The sequence below is a fragment of the Aeromonas sp. 130281 genome (assembly GCF_056642115.1).
Window position 1 is genome coordinate 396,627 of the sequence record NZ_JBWVQS010000002.1, and the last position, 18,762, is coordinate 415,388.

The 18,762-nt window shown below is 62.6% G+C and carries 15 protein-coding genes; 7 read left to right on the top strand and 8 right to left on the bottom strand.

Features of this window, described 5'->3' with window-relative positions; all coding sequences use genetic code 11:
* Window positions 1-13: 13 nt before the first annotated feature.
* Window positions 14-262 carry a YciN family protein gene (locus AC1IN8_RS08800; protein WP_479758639.1) on the bottom strand — a complete coding sequence of 83 codons (249 nt, stop codon included), beginning with the start codon at window positions 260-262 and terminating at the stop codon, window positions 14-16.
* Window positions 263-383: 121 nt separating this feature from the next.
* The gene (locus AC1IN8_RS08805) at window positions 384-1,763 is read right to left on the bottom strand and encodes an MATE family efflux transporter (RefSeq protein WP_479758641.1); all 1,380 of its coding nucleotides are present in this window, start codon (window positions 1,761-1,763) and stop codon (window positions 384-386) included.
* A gap of 120 nt (window positions 1,764-1,883) precedes the next feature.
* Between AC1IN8_RS08805 and AC1IN8_RS08810 the strand changes: the two genes are divergently transcribed.
* Together AC1IN8_RS08810 and AC1IN8_RS08815 are read left to right on the top strand one after the other, a co-directional pair.
* Window positions 1,884-2,741, top strand: a complete 858-nt coding sequence (locus AC1IN8_RS08810) for a helix-turn-helix transcriptional regulator (RefSeq protein WP_479758642.1) — start codon at window positions 1,884-1,886, stop codon at window positions 2,739-2,741.
* A 55-nt stretch (window positions 2,742-2,796) separates the two neighbouring features.
* A complete protein-coding gene (locus tag AC1IN8_RS08815) occupies window positions 2,797-4,491 on the top strand; it encodes an NAD-dependent malic enzyme (RefSeq protein ID WP_479758643.1) in 1,695 nt (564 codons plus the stop codon).
* 73 nt (window positions 4,492-4,564) lie between these two features.
* On the opposite strand, the gene AC1IN8_RS08820 is transcribed toward AC1IN8_RS08815, so the two are convergent.
* The 4 genes from AC1IN8_RS08820 to AC1IN8_RS08835 all read right to left on the bottom strand — a co-directional run bounded on the left by AC1IN8_RS08820 (window position 4,565) and on the right by AC1IN8_RS08835 (window position 9,202).
* Window positions 4,565-5,641: an OmpA family protein gene (locus AC1IN8_RS08820; RefSeq protein WP_479758644.1), complete on the bottom strand. Its 1,077-nt coding sequence runs from the start codon at window positions 5,639-5,641 to the stop codon at window positions 4,565-4,567.
* A gap of 220 nt (window positions 5,642-5,861) precedes the next feature.
* On the bottom strand, window positions 5,862-6,863 hold the full coding sequence (gene ompA / locus AC1IN8_RS08825) for a porin OmpA (RefSeq protein WP_139438212.1): 1,002 nt from the start codon (window positions 6,861-6,863) through the stop codon (window positions 5,862-5,864).
* Window positions 6,864-7,280: 417 nt separating this feature from the next.
* Window positions 7,281-8,300 (bottom strand): porin OmpA, encoded by a 1,020-nt coding sequence (gene ompA, locus AC1IN8_RS08830; RefSeq protein WP_041206213.1) that lies wholly within the window; start codon window positions 8,298-8,300, stop codon window positions 7,281-7,283.
* Between the two features lie 308 nt (window positions 8,301-8,608).
* Window positions 8,609-9,202: a hypothetical protein gene (locus AC1IN8_RS08835; RefSeq protein ID WP_319913207.1), complete on the bottom strand. Its 594-nt coding sequence runs from the start codon at window positions 9,200-9,202 to the stop codon at window positions 8,609-8,611.
* 258 nt (window positions 9,203-9,460) lie between these two features.
* Here AC1IN8_RS08835 and AC1IN8_RS08840 point away from each other — a divergent pair, with 258 nt between their 5' ends.
* Both AC1IN8_RS08840 and AC1IN8_RS08845 read left to right on the top strand, forming a co-directional pair.
* Window positions 9,461-9,727, top strand: coding sequence for a helix-turn-helix domain-containing protein (locus tag AC1IN8_RS08840; protein ID WP_005298604.1), 267 nt, complete (start codon window positions 9,461-9,463; stop codon window positions 9,725-9,727).
* Window positions 9,728-9,922: 195 nt separating this feature from the next.
* The gene (locus AC1IN8_RS08845) at window positions 9,923-11,284 is read left to right on the top strand and encodes a sodium-dependent transporter (protein WP_139438216.1); all 1,362 of its coding nucleotides are present in this window, start codon (window positions 9,923-9,925) and stop codon (window positions 11,282-11,284) included.
* Between the two features lie 68 nt (window positions 11,285-11,352).
* On the opposite strand, the gene AC1IN8_RS08850 is transcribed toward AC1IN8_RS08845, so the two are convergent.
* Together AC1IN8_RS08850 and AC1IN8_RS08855 are read right to left on the bottom strand one after the other, a co-directional pair.
* Entirely contained in the window at window positions 11,353-12,216 is an 864-nt protein-coding gene (locus tag AC1IN8_RS08850; protein ID WP_139438218.1) for a patatin-like phospholipase family protein, read from the bottom strand.
* 33 nt (window positions 12,217-12,249) lie between these two features.
* Window positions 12,250-13,809: a sensor domain-containing diguanylate cyclase gene (locus AC1IN8_RS08855; protein WP_479758645.1), complete on the bottom strand. Its 1,560-nt coding sequence runs from the start codon at window positions 13,807-13,809 to the stop codon at window positions 12,250-12,252.
* A gap of 212 nt (window positions 13,810-14,021) precedes the next feature.
* Here AC1IN8_RS08855 and AC1IN8_RS08860 point away from each other — a divergent pair, with 212 nt between their 5' ends.
* The 3 genes from AC1IN8_RS08860 (at window position 14,022) to AC1IN8_RS08870 (ending at window position 18,678) form a co-directional block, all read left to right on the top strand.
* Window positions 14,022-15,074: an efflux RND transporter periplasmic adaptor subunit gene (locus tag AC1IN8_RS08860; RefSeq protein WP_162852240.1), complete on the top strand. Its 1,053-nt coding sequence runs from the start codon at window positions 14,022-14,024 to the stop codon at window positions 15,072-15,074.
* Window positions 15,074-18,211, top strand: coding sequence for an efflux RND transporter permease subunit (locus AC1IN8_RS08865; RefSeq protein WP_479758646.1), 3,138 nt, complete (start codon window positions 15,074-15,076; stop codon window positions 18,209-18,211). The genes AC1IN8_RS08860 and AC1IN8_RS08865 overlap by 1 nt, the downstream gene beginning before the upstream one ends.
* A gap of 95 nt (window positions 18,212-18,306) precedes the next feature.
* Complete coding sequence (locus AC1IN8_RS08870; RefSeq protein WP_479758647.1) at window positions 18,307-18,678, top strand: hypothetical protein; 372 nt, start codon at window positions 18,307-18,309, stop codon at window positions 18,676-18,678.
* The last annotated feature ends 84 nt before the right edge of the window (window positions 18,679-18,762 follow it).

Sequence of the window (18,762 nt, forward strand, 5' to 3'; positions counted from 1 at the left end):
GTCTGGGGCGCTATCAGTTCAGCCGATATTTGCCTGACAACTGCTGGGCCAGCAGCTTGAACATGTTGAACACCGCCATTGTCTTGCCGGTCGGGGTGCCATCCTCGGCCAGGAAGAACTCCCCCTTGAACACCAGGATCTCCCCCTTCTGCTCCACCGCATCGGCACGCATGCCGTGGATGAAGTCTTCGTGGTCCCGGATGATCTTGTTGGCCATCTCCAGCAGGGCAGTCTCGGTGATCAGCTCTTTTTCGGGTTGCATGCTCGTCTCCTTAAACGACTACTGACGGGGCAGGGGTGCCCCGTCGCTGATTGAAGAGGGCAAAGCATACTGCAAAAGGGGATTTTCTGTCATTGATGTGACCCCGCATTTTGCCCGCGCATCAACCCATCACCAGGTTCTTGAGCCAATGGCGCTGGCGAATGCGGCGCTGCACCAGCAACACCTTGCACAGCTCCTCCAAGAGCACCACGGCCACCACCCAGGCGAGGGGCCAGCCGAGCAGGCTGACCGCCACCCAGGCCAGCGGCAGGCCGATGCACCACATGCCGACCACGTCGATGAAGATGCTGTAGTTCACGTCGCCGCCGGAGCGCAGCACCCCGACGATGCCCACCATGTTGAACACCTTGAGCAGCATGCCGATGCAGAGGATGCCGAGCACCTGACCCGCCTCTCCCATCAGCTCTGCGGGCAGGTTGCCCACCCACTGCAGCAGGTTGGTCTGCACCATCCAGACCGCCATCCCGACCAGCAGGGCACCCACCGGCGCGAGCAGCAGGAACAGCTGGGAGTGCTGCCAGGCGGCGTCATACTCTTCTGCCCCGAGCCGGTGACCGAGCAGGGTGGAACAGGCCACCGCCAGCCCGAAGAAGAGGGAGATAAGGATGCTCTCGAGGGTCCCCAGCGTGGTCATGATGGCGAGGGAATCCGTGCCGAGATGGGCATAGAGGAAGCCGTAGAGCAGCATGCCGAAGGCCCAGAGCCCGTCGTGCAACAACAGCGGCAGGGCGATCAGGGTGAAGCGCACCACCTCCTTGCGCTGGAAGGCGGCGAGCCAGTCCGTCAGGCGCGGCACCAGCCTGGGCTCCTTGCGCAGCACATAGGCCAGCAGCAGTGCGGTTTGCAGCAGACGGGAGATGGTTGTCCCCCAGGCCGAGCCCGCGACGCCCATGGCCTCGAAGCCGAAATTGCCGAAGATGAGGGCGTAGTTGAGGATGACGTTGGCGATGATGGCGATGATGCCGATGCGGGTCGGTGCCGCCGCGTTGCCCACGGAGCGCAGGGCCGCCTCCAGGGGCACCACCACGGCGGTGCAGAGGATGGTGGCCCCCGTGATCATCAGGAACTCGTCCGCCAGGGGGCGCAGCACGGGATCCTGGCTGGCGAAGCCCAGCACGCTGCCCGGCGCGAGCACGTAGACGAGCGCAAAGGGCAGGCTCACCAGCAGGGCGCCCACCAGGGCCAGCGCCAGGGAGCGACGCACCCCCGCCAGCTCCCCGCGACCGTAGTATTGTGCCGCCAACACCGAGACCCCGCCGGAGAGCCCCGCTATCACCAGCAGGTTGAAGAAGAAAACCCGGTTACCCAAGCCGACGGCCGCCACGGCCGTGGTGCCAAGCTGGCTCACCATCATGATGTCGATGAGGCCGAGCAGGGAGAACATCATGGATTGCAGCGAGACCGGCAGGGCCAGGCGCCACAATCGGGTCATGAACTCGCGATCGGTGGTTTGTTTTAAAATCGCTTGCCAATAATTCATATCTGTTAACCGGGTTGGTAAAAGATGATATTCATCGGAGGTATGATAGGGGGTGTTGCGAGGGTTCCCACTGTGAGCGACTCTCGGCTTTCTTGTGCAAAACTATCTTGTTGAGGTGCCATGAGCTTTGCGAGCGAGTGCCTGGAAATCGCACCGGGCTGTGACGAACGGATGCTGGGGCGCGAGGGGTTGCCCCTGCTCGGGGAGGCGGGCATCTTCCTGACCGGCCTCTCCCGCTTGCGGGATCACTACCTGATCCGCCGCAACAGACCCGAGTTTCACATCCTGATGGTGAGCCACGGGGAGGGGGGCGTCTTGCTCACCGAGGCGGGGGAGCAGCCGATACCGGCTGGGGCCCTGGTGTTCCTGCCCGCCGCCGTGCCGGGGGGGCTGCGCCTCGCGGGGGAGAGTTGGCAGACCAGCTGGATCCTGCTGGACGACGTGCCGCGCTGGCGCCACCTGCATCGGCTCGGCCACCGTATCTGGCTGGGGGAGGAGGGGGAGCAGCTCTATCATCTGCTCAGCCTGATGCAGGGGGAAGGGGTGAGATCCCCCCTGCAGCCCCAGCTGCTGAGCCTGCTGCTGGCCCTGCTGGACAGAGCCTTGCAGGGGGAGGTGCGCGGCACCCCCGAGCTGAGGCTGCAGGCGCTGTTTCGGCGGGTGGAGGCACGTCTGGACGAGCCCTGGAGCGTGGCCCTGCTGGCGGATCAGATGGCCTGCTCCGTGCCTCACCTGCACAGGCTCTGCCAACAGGCGTTCGGCATGGGTCCCATGGCCTGGCTGACCCAGCTTCGGATGAACAAGGCGCGCCAGCTGCTGCTCTACACCAACTGGCCTTTGAGTGAACTCGCCAGCCGGGTCGGTTACAGCGATGGGGCCAACTTCGCGAACCGCTTTCGCAGCCTCACTGGTCAGACCCCTGGGGCCTTTCGTCGCTTGGGTCGCAAACCTTTTGCAACGGATGTGCAAACTCTTTGAAATTCAGGACGCAAGCCCATAGGATCGGCGGGCCACACAGTCAAGGTACAGATCCATGTTTGAAGATAATAATCAGAAACGTCCTCTCTACATCCCCTACGCCGGCCCGGCCCTGCTGGAGACCCCATTGCTCAACAAGGGCAGCGCCTTCACCAGCGAGGAGCGCAGCAGCTTCAACCTGGAAGGCCTGTTGCCCCAGAACATCGAGACCATCGAAGAGCAGGCGGTGCGCGCCTATCGCCAGTTCATGGCGTTTGGCAACGACATGGACAAGCACATCTACCTGCGCAACATTCAAGACACCAACGAGACCCTGTTCTACCGCCTGCTGACCAACCACCTGCCCGAGATGCTACCGGTCATCTACACCCCGACCGTGGGCAAGGCGTGCGAGGAGTTCTCCAACATCTATCGCCGCGCCCGCGGGCTGTTCATCTCCTATCCGGACAAGGACAGGATCGATGACATGCTGCAAAACGCCACCAAGCAGAACGTCAAGGTGATAGTGGTCACCGACGGCGAGCGGATCCTGGGCCTCGGGGATCAGGGCATCGGCGGCATGGGCATCCCCATCGGCAAGCTGTCGCTCTATACCGCCTGCGGCGGCATCTCCCCGGCCTACTGCCTGCCGGTGGTACTGGACGTGGGCACCAACAACCAGCAGCTGCTCAGCGATCCCTTCTACATGGGCTGGCGCAATCCGCGCATCTCGGGGGAGGAGTACGACGAGTTCGTCGACGCCTTCATCCAGGCGGTCAAACGCCGCTGGCCCGATATCCTGCTGCAGTTCGAGGACTTCGCCCAGGGCAACGCCACTCCTCTGCTCAACCGCTACAAGGATGAGCTCTGCTGCTTCAACGACGACATCCAGGGCACGGCCGCGGTGACCCTCGGCAGCCTGATCGCCGCCTGCAAGGCCTCGGGGGCCAAGCTCTCCGAGAAGCGGGTCGCCTTCCTCGGTGCGGGCAGCGCCGGCTGCGGCATCGCCGAGCAGATAGTGGCGCAGATGAAGGCCGAAGGGCTGAATGATGCGGAGGCCCGCGGCCGGGTCTTCATGGTGGACCGTTTCGGCCTCATCACCGACAAGATCCCCAACCAGCTCGACTTCCAGCGCAAGCTCTCCCAGCCGCTGGAGCGGATCAAGGAGTGGCCGGTGGGGGACAACATCTCCCTGCTGGAGGTGATGGAGCACGGCCGTCCGGACATCCTGATCGGGGTCTCCGGCCAGCCTGGCCTGTTCACCGAAGAGGTGGTCAAGACCATGCACAAGCACTGTGCTCGTCCCATCATCTTCCCGCTCTCCAACCCCACCTCCCGGGTGGAGGCGACGCCGGCGGATCTCATCCGCTGGACCGACGGCCAGGTGCTGGTGGCCACCGGCAGCCCGTTCGCGCCGGTGGAGTACAAGGGCAAGCGCTACGTCATCGCCCAGTGCAACAACTCCTTCATCTTCCCGGGGATAGGCCTTGGCGTCATCGCCTCGGGCGCCACCCGGGTGACCGACGCCATGCTGATGTCTGCCAGCCGGGCGCTGGCGGAGTGCTCGCCGCTGGTGAAGGGAGAGGAGGGCTCCTTGCTGCCGGATCTGGCGGATATCCATCGGGTCTCCCGCTACATCGCCAAGATGGTGGCCAAGACCGCCATGCTGCAGGGCAAGGCGGTACAGACCCCGGATGATGTGATAGATCAGGCCATAGAGGCGAACTTCTGGCGGCCGGAATACCGCCGCTATCGTCGCACCTCGTTCTGATCGAAGAGGCCGCAAAAGCAGAAGGGATGCGCAAGCATCCCTTTTTTTGTGCACGGCAGAGGCGGATGAGGGGTTATTGTGCCGGTTCCTCGGCAGCAGGTTCGGCCGCGGGCTCGGTGGCCTCTGGTGCGGCGGCCTGCACGCCGGTCACCCGGATCTCGACCCGGCGATCCGGGGCCAGGCAGTCGATGAGGGCGGCTCTCGCCTTGACGTCATCGCACTGGGTACCGGTGACCGGATTGCTCTCGCCATTGCCCTGGATGCTCACCTTGTCGGCGGGCAGCCCCTTGCCGATGAGGAAGTTGGCGACCGTGCTGGCGCGGGCCTCCGACAGTGCCTGATTGTTGGCATCCGAGCCGATGCGGTCGGTATAGCCCATCACCAGGGCGTTGCCATCCTTGGGCTTGACGTCGACTATCTGTTGGTAGAGATCGTCCAGGGCGGCCATGCCTTCTGGCTTGAGCTCGGCCTTGCCGAAGGCAAACAGCACGTCAGAGCTCAGGTTAAAGGTCTGATCCACCGGCTCGGGGGGCGGCGGCGGGGTCACCACCAGGGGGGCGGCCACCGGCACTGCGGCCACGGTGCGGTTGGGGTGCAGCACCAGCTCCAGGGTGGCGGTGCTGATGTCGCTGACCCAGCGTTGGGTGCCGCTGCCCAGCTTGTCGTTGTCAGGATCGTCCCCGACCCGCACCAGGTAGCGGTAGCGCGCCTGGATGTCGACCCAGTCGGTGAGCCTGGCGGTCAGCCCTAGACCCGCCAGCGGGGCCAGGTTGTCGTCGCCGCCGTTGACGGAGTCGACGTGGTAGAGATAGCCGCCACCTTCGGCGAACACCGAGAAGATGTCGCCAAGGGGCAGTCTGCCTATCACCGACAGGGTGGCACCCTGGCTGTTGAAGTCGTTGCCGGCGATGTCCCAGTCACCGGTCGACAGATAGCCGAGCTCGGCGCCCAGGTTTTCGGTGAAGTTGTAACCGACAAAGGCATCGATGGCGGTGGCGTCCTTGTCGACCCCCTGGCTGAAATCATTGATGTCGTGGGCGATGGCCCAGCCTCCCCCTGCCCCTATATACCAGTCGTGCATAGGCGCCGCCTGGGCGGCACTCGTCGCCAATGCCAATGCAATCCACACGGGTTTCAGTCTTATGTTCATCGCGTATCCTCGTCGATGTTGGGTGTTATAGGGCTCCCAGCCCTTTGTTATGTATAGCCACCATTATGTATAGGCGATATAAGAGGTTTAACCACTTAAGTGGCGCATCTATATGGAAAATTTGTGAGGAAGCAGGCAAGTGTGGCGCCTTGGGCAGGCGTGGAGGACAACAAAAAAAAGGGGCCGTACGGCCCCTTTTTTTCAGGTGCGGATTGACCGCTTACTGCTGGACTTCCTGCACGCCGGTGACGCGCACTTCGACGCGGCGATCCGGTGCCAGGCAGGCGATCAGCTGGTTCTTGCCCTTGACGCCGTCACACTGGGTGCCGGTGACCGGGTTCGCTTCGCCACGGCCTTCGATGGCGACCTTGCCTGCCGGCAGACCCTTGCCGACCAGGAAGTCGGCCACGGTGCGGGCACGGGCTTCGGACAGCTTCTGGTTGTAGGCGTCGGAACCGATACGGTCGGTGTAACCGACTACCACGGCGCTGCCATCTTTCGGCTGAACGTCAACGATCTGCTGATACAGGGTGTTGAGGGCGGCAGTCCCTTCCGGCTTCAGGGTGGATTTGCCGAAGGCAAACAGCACGTCAGAGCTCAGGGAGAAGTTCTTGTCGACCATGACGGGCTCGGGAACCGGCTCGGGAGCCGGTGCGGCCACTGGAGCTACATAGGCTTTGCGGTTCGGGTGCATCACCAGTTCCACGGTGGCGACGCTCATGTCGGTCTTCCAGGTCTTCTGCTCGTCACCCAGATCCCAGATGTAGCGGTAGCGGGCCTGCAGATCGAGCAGATCGGAGACCTTGGCGGTCAGACCCAGGCCGGCCAGGGGCGAGGTGCCGTTGTCGCTCTCGCCATTGCCGTTGACATGGTTGAAGTAGGCACCGCCTTCGGCGAACACGGAGAAGATGTCACCCAGCGGCAGACGGCCAAGGGCGGACAGGGTCGCACCTTGGGTCTTGAAGTCGACGCCATCGACGCCACCCTTGCCTGCGTAGAGGTAGCCGAGCTCGGCCGCGTAGTAATCGTTGAAGTTGTAACCGCCGAACAGGGAGATCGCGGTGGCGTCCTTGTCAGCATCCAGACCGAAGGAGTCCAGGTCATGGCCATAAGCCCAACCTGCCCCCATACCCGTGTACCAGTCATCAGCCGCCTGGGCGGTGGAAGTTCCCATGGCTGCAATAGCCAGAGCAATCAGGGTTGGAGCCACTTTCATTTTCATCATTTTATCCTCGTTGAGTTGCCGTGCTATGGGCGTACTGCGCACTCTTTGTTATACCGATCGCAGATGACACTTCATGTTGTCATGTTGCGATTCCGTGATCTCGTCACGGACGGCTTGAATAAAAAATGGATGGTAACCTGGATTCTCATGAAGCTGTTTCTCCATGGACAACTAACCGGGCAATGGGGACTTTTAATAGTTCATCCAATGTCTTACAAGCGTTGCTACTGTATTCTTTTGAATCGGCTTGATCAAGTTTCTGGTCAGATATGCAGCGCTGGCGCGACGGGGCGCGGCCTGATCAGAGAGGGGGCGGGGAGAGTGTGATGAGACAGAGGGTGACGTTTGAGGCGACAGACATGCAAAAGGGGATGCCGTGGCATCCCCTTTTCGCGTTATCTGAGCGGAGTCAGATTACTGCTGAACTTCCTGTACGCCGGATACGCGCACTTCTACGCGACGGTCCGGGGCCAGGCAGGAGATCAGCTGAGCCTTGGCGGTTACGCCGTTGCACTTGGTGCCGGTAACCGGGTTGGCTTCGCCACGACCTTCGATGGCAACCTTGCTGGCAGCCATACCCTTGCTGACCAGGAAGTTGGCAACGGTGCGGGCACGGGCTTCAGACAGCTTCTGGTTGTAAGCGTCGGAACCGATACGGTCGGTGTAACCAACAACAACGGCGTTGCCGTCTTTCGGCTGGAACTCGACGATCTGCTGGTACAGAGCGTTCAGGGCTTCCACGCCTTCGGCCTTCAGGCTGTCTTTGCCAAAGGCAAACAGCACGTCGGAGTTCAGGGCGAAGTTCTTTTCAACGATCTGCGGAGCAGGAGCCGGCGCTTCTTCAACAACAGGAGCCGGAGCCGGCGCTACGTAGGAAGTACGGAACGGGTGGTAAACGGCTTCCAGGGTCGCAACGCTCTGGTTGGACTTGTAGCGTACGTTGTCGGCGTGCAGGTCAGCCACGTCCCACATGTAGCGGTAACGAGCTTGCAGATCCAGCGCGTCGTTGACCTTGTAGGTCACACCGGCACCGGCCAGCGGGGATACCTTGGTATCGCTGGTGCCCATACCGTCGGTGTGGCCCCAGTAGGCGCCAGCTTCACCGAACAGGGAGAAGTCGTTGCCCAGCGGCAGACGAGCGATACCGGACAGGGTGGCACCCTGGCTCTCGTAACGGTTGCCATCGGTGTTGCCACGGCCGGTGTACTGGTAGCCCAGTTCGGAACCGAAGTACTCGTTGAAGTTGTAACCAACGAAGGCATTGGCAGCAGCCGCGTCTTCTTCACCAGTGTTCACGCCTTCGATCTTGTTCAGACCGTTGAAGTGAGTTGCACCGACACCGGCACCGAAGTAGATATCATCAGCGGCGTGTGCAGCAGTTGCACCCATGGCAGCCATGGCGATGGCGATCAGGGAAGGAGCCATTTTCATCATAAAATTAATCCTCGTTGAGATGGCACGTTGTTCACGTGCTTCGCACTTTGTAATTTATGTAAGCTGCTGGCTCTGCCGGGCAACAAGGGTTGCGCCGAGCAGGGATCCTAGATCCATCCAGGAGGCACGTTATCTGGGTGCACAGGTGGGCGAGTTGCACTATCGAGAGCGCATACTTCGCCACGAACAGCCGATGTCATTCCGATGACGTGGCGCACTTTATGCTCATTTCAAAACATGATCAAGCTCACAGATAATCTGTGGGGCAGATTGTGTCGTATGGATAACTGGCTGTTTATCTGGATTTATTAGTGATCCAAGTAGGCGCGATGCAGCTTTCGCTCAAGCTTCATATAGGCCTCAACCCAAGCGTGCTGCGGGGTGGCGATAGCGTCCCTGGCCGCAAACACCGCGAGATAGTCGGCCTCGGTTGCTTCGCACAGCAAGGGTGTGAAGCCGAGTAAAAAATGGCGGGCGAGATAGGGGTCCAGGGGCCAGATATTGAGGATGGCCCTGGCCACCGGCTGAATCGCGGCTGAACAGATGAAATGTTGATGGCCGGCTTCAAGCCACTGGGCCATCTCCTGCAGGCCCTGCTCGGGCACCAGCCCACCATCCCCTTTTTCCGTCGCCAGTGTCATGCGGTTACCATTGCCGAGCAGCAGGCTGCCATCTGGCTGCAGGACGCCGTCGTGGCTGCGCAGGGGCAGGGGGGCGGCCTGCTCGAGATAGAGGCCGCACTTGTCCGGAAGGGAAGTCAGTACGGATGCGGCCTCGCTCTGCATGGCGGCGGGCAGCCAGAGAGCCTCGGCCCGGGTTTGCTGACTCTGACGGAGCTGGCGGGGGAGGGAATCGGGGTCTGAATCCGGGTGAAGTCGGGAGATGATGCCGGGAAATGCCATGCTGAATACTCTTTAAGGGATAACCGGCGAATTATACGAGTTATGGCCGTGGCAACAATAAAGGTTTCTCTTCGAGACTGTTTACCTGAGGCGACTCTGCGATTACCATCCCCGAGGTTTGTTAGGGTTGTCGTCGAAAGACGCTTATTAAAGATAGAGGCTCGACCATAACGAGTCCGTTCAAAACTGATACACTTGACTACGAGTCGTCGCGAAAAATAAAGGTGGAGTGAATCCGCCGAACGGAGTATGGAACACATGAATTCAAATATCGTAACTGTTGGCAAGAAGATCCGTCAGATCCGCGAAGCGGTTGGCCTGAGCCGTCCCAAGTTTGCCGATCTGCTGGGCGTCCCCCCGACTACCCTGAAGAACTATGAACTGGGTTACCGTGAAGTTGGAGGCGCCTTCCTGGTCGCCCTGGCTCATCACCCGGAACTGCACAAGTTCACCCTCTGGCTGCTGGCCGACAAGAAAGTCGCCGAAATCGGTCAGATCGGTCCGGACGATATTGCCAAGGCTTGATTGCCTGAGCCTTGATAAAAATGCCGCCCGCTAGGCGGCATTTTTTATTTGTCAAAACAGGCATTTATTTAAATAAAGAGTGCGTTGTGTGCTTCATGTGGCGATTTCAACTAAATCACCTTGGCAAGCTGGATTAATCCCCGGAAAATTCCGACCCTTTAATTTCAGGCCCCTGATCCACAAAGCGAGACACGCATGAGCAATACCCTTCCCAAAGCCAGAGATGGCTTTACCAGCACCTTCGGCGTGCTTGCCGCGACCCTGGGCTCGGCGGTCGGCCTTGGCAACATCTGGAAGTTTCCCTATCTGACCGGGGAAAACGGGGGCGCCGGTTTTCTGCTGGTCTATGTCATCGCCACCCTGCTGGTGGGGCTGCCGGTGATGATCTCGGAGATCATGCTGGGGCGTCAGGCGAAATCCGATGCGGTGAGCGGGCTCATCAAGCTGGCACCCAAGGGACAACCCTGGTGGCTGATCGCGGCCATGGGGGTGAGCGCGGCCTTCCTCATCATGTCGTTTTACTCCGAAGTGGCGGCCTGGGTGTTTGCCTACATCTTCAAGGCGGCCAGCGGCGAGATCCTCTCGACCGATCCCGCCGTCACGGGGGCGGCCTTCAATTCGCTCATCACGGATCCCTTGCAGAGCCTGCTGTGGCAGTGGCTGGTGCTGGCGCTGATGGGAGGCATATTGCTGATGGGGGTGTCGAAGGGGATAGAGGCCGTCACCAAGCGGCTGATGCCGGTGCTCTTCATCCTGCTGCTGGTGATCGGCATTCGCAGCCTGACCCTGCCCGGGGCGAGCGAGGGGCTGAATTTCCTGTTCTCCCCCGATTTTTCCAAGGTCACCGCCGGCGTGGTGCTGACGGCCATGGGGCTGGCCTTCTTCAAGCTCTCCATCGGCATGGGCTGCATGATGACCTATGGCAGCTACTTTCGGGACGATCAGCACATACCGCTCACCACGGTCCGGGTGATGTGCGCCGATCTGTTCGTCTCCATGCTGGCGGGGATTGCCATCTTCCCGGCGGTGTTTGCCTTCGGCTTCGAGCCGACCGCCGGCCCCTCCCTGCTGTTCATCACCATTCCGGCGGTGTTTGCCAGCATACCGTTCGGCCACCTCTTCATGGTGCTGTTCTTCGTGCTCTCCGCCATCGCGGCCACGGGGGCCATGCTCTCCATTCTGGAAGTGCCGGTCTCGGTGCTCTCGGAGCGTTTCCACATGAGCCGAAGAAGGGCGACCCTGATCAACCTGCTGGTGCTGGGGGCGGTCGGATCGACCTGTGCGCTCTCCAACAGCACGCTGGCGGACGTGCAGATAGCCGGCAAGACCTTCTTCGATCTGTTCGACTTCGTCTCTTCCAATGTGCTGATGCCCCTTGGCGGCATCTTCCTCTGCCTGTTCGTGGGCTGGGTCTGGGGCTTCGAGCGGATGAAGGCGGCGCTGACCAATGGGGGCGAGCTGGAGCTGGCCATCCTCAAGCCGTTGTTCTTCATCATCCGCTACGTGTCGCCGCCGCTCATCCTGATCGTCATGCTCAAGGGACTGGGGCTGTTCTGACCTCGCGGTCCGGACAGAAAAAGAGCGCCTGATGGCGCTCTTTTTCATTGGGTGCCCCTATGGTGCCCTCATATCAGGCCGAGTCGGGAGAGCTCCTCCTTGAGCTGGTCCAGATTGCGCTCGACGCAAGCCTCCCCCTCGTTGATGGCATCGCTGGCACGGTGGAAGTCCATGATGGAGAGGCTGCCAAGGCGCGGGCAGAGCTGGATCTCGGGGGGATCCCCGGCCATGCGGGCCCGGGTGATCCGCTCCTGCATGATGTTGATGGAGCCCGTCATCACCCCCCACATGCCGGGGGTGCTGGGTTCTCCCCGGCCCAGCCACTGGCTGAAGATCCCTCCCGGGGCGGGCTCGTCCGGCTCGTCGGTCCAGGGCTGATGCAGGTCGGTGTTGAGGTTGACGGCGATCACCACCTCGGCCCCCATGGCCCGGGCCAGAGAGATGGGCACAGGGTTGACCACGGCGCCATCCACCAGCCAGCGGTCATCGACCCGGGTCGGGGTCAGAATGCCGGGCATGCCGCAGGAGGCGCGCACGCACTGGCGCAGAGGCCCCTCTTGCAGCCAGATCTCGCGGCCGGTATCGAGCTCGGTGGCGACGCAGGCGAAGGGCAGCGGCAGGCTCTCGATGGCGGGATCCCCCAGGTGGCTGGCGGCGATGCCGAACACCTTGTCACCGCGGAACAGGCCGCCGGAGAGGGCGGGATCGAGCAACCCCATCACCTGCAAGCGGCTGAAGCCGCGCACCCAGGACTCCAGTTTGTCCAGCTCGCCGGCGGCATAGGCGGCACCGACGAAACTGCCGATGGAGCAGCCGGCCACCAGATCCGGTTTGACTCCGAGGCGCTCCAGCGCCCGTATGATGCCGATGTGCGCCCATCCGCGGGCTGCGCCGCTGCCAAGGGCCAGGCCAAGGCGGGGTTTTCGTGCCACTGTGCGTCTCCTGTTGTAAGTTGGGGTTCCAGCTTACTCCTGCTTCTCCTGTGCGTCATCCTGCCAGCCTTCGCTGCGGTTGCGGCCATTGGCCTTGGCCCGATAGAGGGCGAGATCGGCACGGCGGATGACCTCCTGCAGGCGAACGCCGGGGCCCTGGCGGCAATGGCCCAGGCTGACGGTCACCCTCAGCTCGGGGGCTATCTCGGCCCAGTCGTGTTCCGCAATGCGCAGCCGCAACTGTTCGGCAAGCTGAGCCAGGGGGAGATCCCTGTCTGCGACCAGCAGCAGAAACTCCTCGCCGCCCCAGCGGACCAGGATGCTGCCTCTCCCCAGCAAGGGTCGGCATATCCGCACCAGCTGGATCAGTACCTGATCGCCCACCCCGTGACCGAAGCGATCGTTGACCAGCTTGAAGTGATCGCAGTCGAACATGATGGCGCCGATATGGGTGGTGCCAGCCAGGGCGTGCCGTTGCTCGAAGGCGTTGAAATGGTGGCGATTGAAGGCGCCGGTGAGGGCATCGTGACGGGACAGGTAGTTCAGCTGCCGGTTCAGCAAACGGGCTCTGAGGCTGGAGATGGCGGCCACCACCAGGCAGAGCAGGGTGAGCAGCGCCGTGGCGGACTGCCAGATCAGTGTCTGCAGCAGGGGCAATAGAGGAATTCGGTGGATCAGGGTCAGCGGGGTGCCGGGAATGGCATGGGTGAGCTGGAAGGCTCCTTGTTGCCAGTGATAGCCGTCCTGAGCCTCGTCAGGGGTCAGGGGCGGCGCCGTACCCGGCTGGCTGCGCGCCAGGATCTGCCTGTGCTGGTTGACCAGAAACAGGGTACCCGCCTGGGGGGCGGGTTGACGCAGATGCTGCTCGAGGCGACCGAGCAGGATGTCGATGCTGATCACCCCGACCAGGGTCTGTGCCTTTGTAATGGGTTGGGACAGGGTGATCATCTGCCCCTGTCCGGCGAGATCCTGATAGGGGCGTGACAGGGTGGCGTTCCGGGTGTGGGATTGCTGTGCCAGGGCGTCTTGCCAGAAGGACTTCTGATAGATGGCTGGATCGAAACGAAACTGGCTCGAGGGCACCCAGGGATAGAGGTAGATAAAATGATCCACCCCGGTGAAATAGATCCAGGCAGCCTCCTTGCCCAGTATCTTGCTGGTGGTCGAGAGCAGGGGAGAGAGGCTGAGCGCCAGATGAAATCTGTCTTCTCGCTCGCTGCCTGGGGCCGGCAGCGGGCCCTGACCGGTCAGATTGCCAGTGAGGCCGGCAGGCAGATCGGCAGGCACCTTGTCCAGCGTGATCCCGAGCGCAGGCGTGACCTGCAGAGCCCGGTAGAGCTGGTGGGTCAGGGGGGACTGGGAATGGCTGCGCAGGCGTTCCTCGGCTTGACCACGCATGGCTTCAAGAAAGGTCTCCATCTGCTGGAACTGGGATCCCAACCGGGCCGCCGTGTGGATGGTGTCGCGTCGATTCAGGTCGGTGATCTGGGTGAAGGTGTGTTGCAGCGAGAGTGCCAGCAGGAGTGTCACCAAGACCAGCACCAGCCATTGCAGACGGCGATACCGGGCGAGGGGATGAGACAGTTTGGACATGGGCAGACCGGGACCATGAGTGATATCGGTGCATCAGTTTAGGGCAGAAACGTCTCAGCGTCCCCGTCAGTGGCGAGTTTGATGATCTATCCCATGGGCTGTTACGTTTTGTCACATTTATACATAGTAACGGCATAGTCAGGGGGTAACATGGTGCCATCATTGATGAAGTTCCCTCTTCTTCTTATCTCTTACCTTGCATGGATTGTTTGATGAAAATGCGCGTATGGCTGTGGCTTGTTCCTCTTCTCCTGCTGCTGGGGGCCGGCACCTGGGCTCTCCGGCAGGCCAAACCGGTCAGCAAGCCCGAGCCCAGACAGGTCAACATCAGGGCGGAAACGGTCAGGCAGAGCCTGGCGGAGCCTTCCATCAAGCTGGTCAGCAAGCTGGCGGCCAATCGCTCCGTGGTGGTCAGCCCCGAGGTCACGGGACGCATCGTCAGGATTGCGGTGCGCTCCGGTCAGCGGGTCAAGCAGGGGGAGACCCTGATCGCCCTGGATGCGGGCAAGCAGCAGGCCGAACTCGCCGAGCAGAGCGCCAGCGTGCGCGACGAGAGCCGCAAGCTGCGGGACATGCGCCGGCTGGTGGCGCGCGGTGCCATCACCACCTCCGAGCTGGAAGGGCAGGAGGCGACCGTGGCCCAGGCCCAGGCCCGGGTCGACGCGGCGCGCTATGAGCTGTCATTGCGCACCCTGGCTGCCCCCTTCGACGGCACCGTCAGCCTGATCGATCTCAGCGAAGGGGCCCTGGTCAACAGCGGCGACGTGTTGCTCCACCTGGACGAGCTGGCCAGATTGCGGCTCGATCTGGCGGTGCCGGAGCGCTACCTCTCCCTCCTCAAACCCGGCATGACGGTGACGGCCACCAGCTCGGCCTGGCCGGATCAATCCTTCTCAGGCGTGCTGGAAACCCTCGACAGTCGCGTTTCGAACGATACCCAGAACATCAAGGCGCGGGTCATCCTTCCCAACCCGGACGGCCAGCTGAGGCCCGGCATGCTGATGAATGTAGATCTCTCTCTGCCAGCCCAGAAGATGACCCTGATCCCCGCCCAGTCGGTGGAGTATGCGGGGGAGCTTCGCTTCGTCTACCGCCTGGAGGCGGACGGCCGGGTGAAACGCATTCCGGTGGAGCTTGGGGATACCCATGGCGAGGAAGTGTGGGTCATCAAGGGGCTGAACGTCGGCGATCGCATCGCGGTGGAGGGGCTGGTCAACCTGCGTGACGGTGCCCTGGTCCGCGACCTGACCGAGGTAAAAGGCTGATGTGGCTCTCCGATATCTCAGTGCGCCGCCCCCTGGTGGCGGTGGTCATCAGTGCCCTGCTCACCGTATTCGGCCTGGTGGCCTTCGCCAAGCTGACGGTGCGGGAGATGCCGGACGTGCAGACGCCGTCCGTCTCCATCACCACCACCTATGAGGGGGCGGCCCCCGAGGTGATGGAGAGTCAGGTCACCAAGCCCATCGAGGATCAGCTCTCCGGCATCAGCGGCATCAAGAACATCAACTCGGTGACCCGCAAGGGACGATCCTCCATCACGGTGGAGTTCAAGCTCGGCTGGAACATGCTGGAGGGCACCTCGGATGTGCGTGACGCCATCTCCCGGGCCAGACCCAAGCTGCCGGACGAGGCGGACGAGCCCATGGTGACCAAGGACAACGGCAACGGTGACGTGGCGATCTGGCTGAACTTCAGCAGCACCCAGATGGACCGCACCGCCATGACCGACTACGCCAATCGCATGCTGGTGGATCCCTTGAGCCTGGTGGACGGGGTGAGCGAGGTGCAACTCTCCGGCGATCTGACCCAGGTGATGTATGTGAGGCTGCGCCCCGCCGACATGGCGGCCCGCGGCATCACGGTGGCCGACGTGCAGGATGCCCTCAAGCGGGAGAACATAGAGCTGCCCGGGGGGGAGATCCGCAACAACAGCATGACAATGGCGGTGCAGATCGCCCGCCTCTACCACAGCGCCGAGGATTTTCGCGCCCTGCCGGTCAAGACGGCCGTCAATGGCCAGAGCATCTACCTGGCGGACATCGCCGACGTGGAGGTGGGGGCCAAGAATGAAGACAGTGCCTATCAGCGCAACGGCCGCGAGAGCCTGGGGATAGGCATAGTCGCGCAATCCACCGCCAACCCCCTGGCGGTGGCCCAGGGCATAGAGCGCAAGATGACAGAGATGCAGCGCTTCCTGCCGGAAGGCGCCACCCTGGAGGTGGACTACGACTCCACCGTCTTCATCAAGCAGGCCATCGACGAGGTGTACGAGACGCTGGCCATCAGCGCCGTGCTGGTGGTGGCCGTGCTCTACCTCTTCCTCGGGCAGGGGCGCACCACGCTCATTCCTGCCATCACGGTGCCGGTGTCGCTCATTTCGGCCTTCATCGGCGCCTGGTATCTCGGTTTCTCCATCAACCTCATCACCCTGCTGGCGCTCATTCTCGCCATCGGCCTGGTGGTGGACGACGCCATAGTAGTGGTGGAGAACATCCACCACCACCTGCAGCGAGGGGAATCCCCCCTGATGGCGGCCTGGCACGGCACCCGGGAGGTGGGCTTTGCCGTAGTGGCCACCACGGCCGTGCTGGTGATGGTGTTCGTGCCCATCGCCTTCATGGAGGGCATGGTCGGGCGGCTTTTTACCGAGTTTGCGATCCTGCTCTCCTTGGCGGTGCTCTTCTCCTCCCTGGTGGCGCTCACCCTGACCCCGGCCATGGGCTCCTGGCTGATGCGTACCGTCGACAAGCCCAATGCCATGACGGCGGCGCTGGATCGGGGACTCGGCCGGGTGGAGGTACTCTATCGCCGCCTGCTGGGCGCCGTGCTGCGCCGATCCGTCTGGATGCCGCTGGTGCTGCTGCTCTGCCTCGGCGGCATCGGCGCCCTGTTTGGCAAGTTGCCAGCGAGCCTGACCCCCACCGAAGATCGGGGGGTTATCTATGTGTTCGTGAAAGGGGCCGAGGGCACCAGCATAGAGCGGATGAAGCGCAACATGCAGCAGGTGGAGGCCGCCATCATGCCGCTGCTCGGCAAGGGGGTGGTGCAGGCCATGAGTTTCAGCACCCCGGCCTTCGGGCGCGGCGGCGATCAGACCGGCATGGTCATCATCCAGCTCACCGACTGGGCGGTGCGGGACGAGACCGCCACCGAGTTTGGCCGCAGCTTGAGCGGGCGGCTGGCCGGCATTCCGGATGTGATGATCCGCACCTTCCAGCCCGGATTCAGGGGCGGCTCCACCGCCGCCGTGCAGTTCGTGCTGCAGGGCTCCGACTATGGGGAGCTCTATCAGCAAGGGCTGGCGCTGCAACAGGCCGCCGGCCAGAGCGGGCTGATGCTGACCCCGGATCTCGACTACGCCGAGAAGACCCCTGAGCTGCAGGTGACCATAGAGCGGGAGCGGGCCAGCCAGCTCGGCATTCCGGTCTCCACCGTGGCCAGCTCGCTTCAGGCCCTGCTCGGCGGCGTCAGCCAGACCACCTATGTGGACAGGGGCGAGGAGTATGACGTCTACCTGAGGGCCAACCAGACCCAGTTCAACGGCATCTCGGATGTCAGCCGCATCTATCTCAAGGCCGCCAATGGCGAGATGGTGAGCCTCTCCACCCTGGCCACCGTCACCCAGGTGGCGAGCCCGCAGCGGCTCAACCACTACCAGCGCCAGAAGGCCATAGCCCTCACAGCGGACGTGGCCCCAGGCCACACCCTGGGGGAGGCGCTCGACTTCCTCGATGGCTGGGCAGGGGAGCATCTGCCGAGCGGCATGACGGTGGATTACGCCGGTGAGTCCAAGGATTATCGCGACAATCAGGGGGAGATGGTGATGGTGTTCGGCCTCGCCCTGCTGGTGGTCTATCTGGTGCTGGTGGCGCAGTTCGAGAGCCTGCTGACCCCGACCGTGGTGATGGTGACAGTGCCGCTCGGCATCTTCGGCGGCCTGCTCGGCCTCTGGCTGACGGGGCAGGAGCTCAGCATCTACAGCCAGATAGGGATGATCATGCTGATCGGCATGGTGACCAAGAACGGCATCCTCATCGTGGAGTTCATCAACCAGCTGCGCCAGCGGGGGGAATCCTTCGAGGAGGCCATCATCGCCGCCTCGGTGCGCCGTCTGCGGCCCATCCTGATGACCTCCCTGACCGCCATCATAGGCGCCGTGCCGCTGATGGTTTCCATGGGGGCGGGGTATGAGAGCCGGATGGCTGTGGGCACCGTGGTCTTCTTCGGGCTCTCCTTGGCAACCCTGGTCACCCTGCTGATAGTGCCCGCCATCTATCACCTGATCGCCAGACGGGCGGGGATGACGGGGGCGCGGGATCGGCTGGTGGACGAGGCGCTGGCCGAGGGGACCCCCCCGGGTGTAGAGACCGCCCCCGAGAGCCGGGACAAGCCGGCGGCCTGAGCCGTCCCCCCATCCGGGGGGCGGGATGCAAAAGAGGATGGCAGCCGAGGCCGGGCTGGTTAGCATATGACCAGTTCCCACAGGGGTCATCTTTCATGCTGCCATCCGCCATCTACGAGCCGCTGCCTTTTCTCTATCTGGGCAGCGGCTTGCTGCTGTTGAGCCTTGCCGGGCAACCTGCGTTGCTGCTGGCCGGGCTGGCCCTCTATCTGGCCGGGTCGCTCGCCTGGTTCAGGCGAAGTGCCCATCGCAGGCCAGACAAGTCGCGCCAGACGCGGCGACAGGCCTGGCCGCACTGGCTCTACGAGAGCCGCCCCTTCGCCCTCATCCTGCTGGGGGTGCTGATGCTGCGCCTCGCCACTCACCCCGTCTTCCTGGCGCCAGCCTGCATCTGGTGCCTGCTCGGCGGCTATCAGTTGCTGCAGCGTCACCACCACAGGTTCATGCCGGCCCGCTTCTCTCTCTGAGGTCGGTCTATTCTCCCCTTGTTCTATGGGGGCAAAAAGCCATCGCCCCCGCTCTGCTCTGCCGGTATAATGCGCGACCCGAAT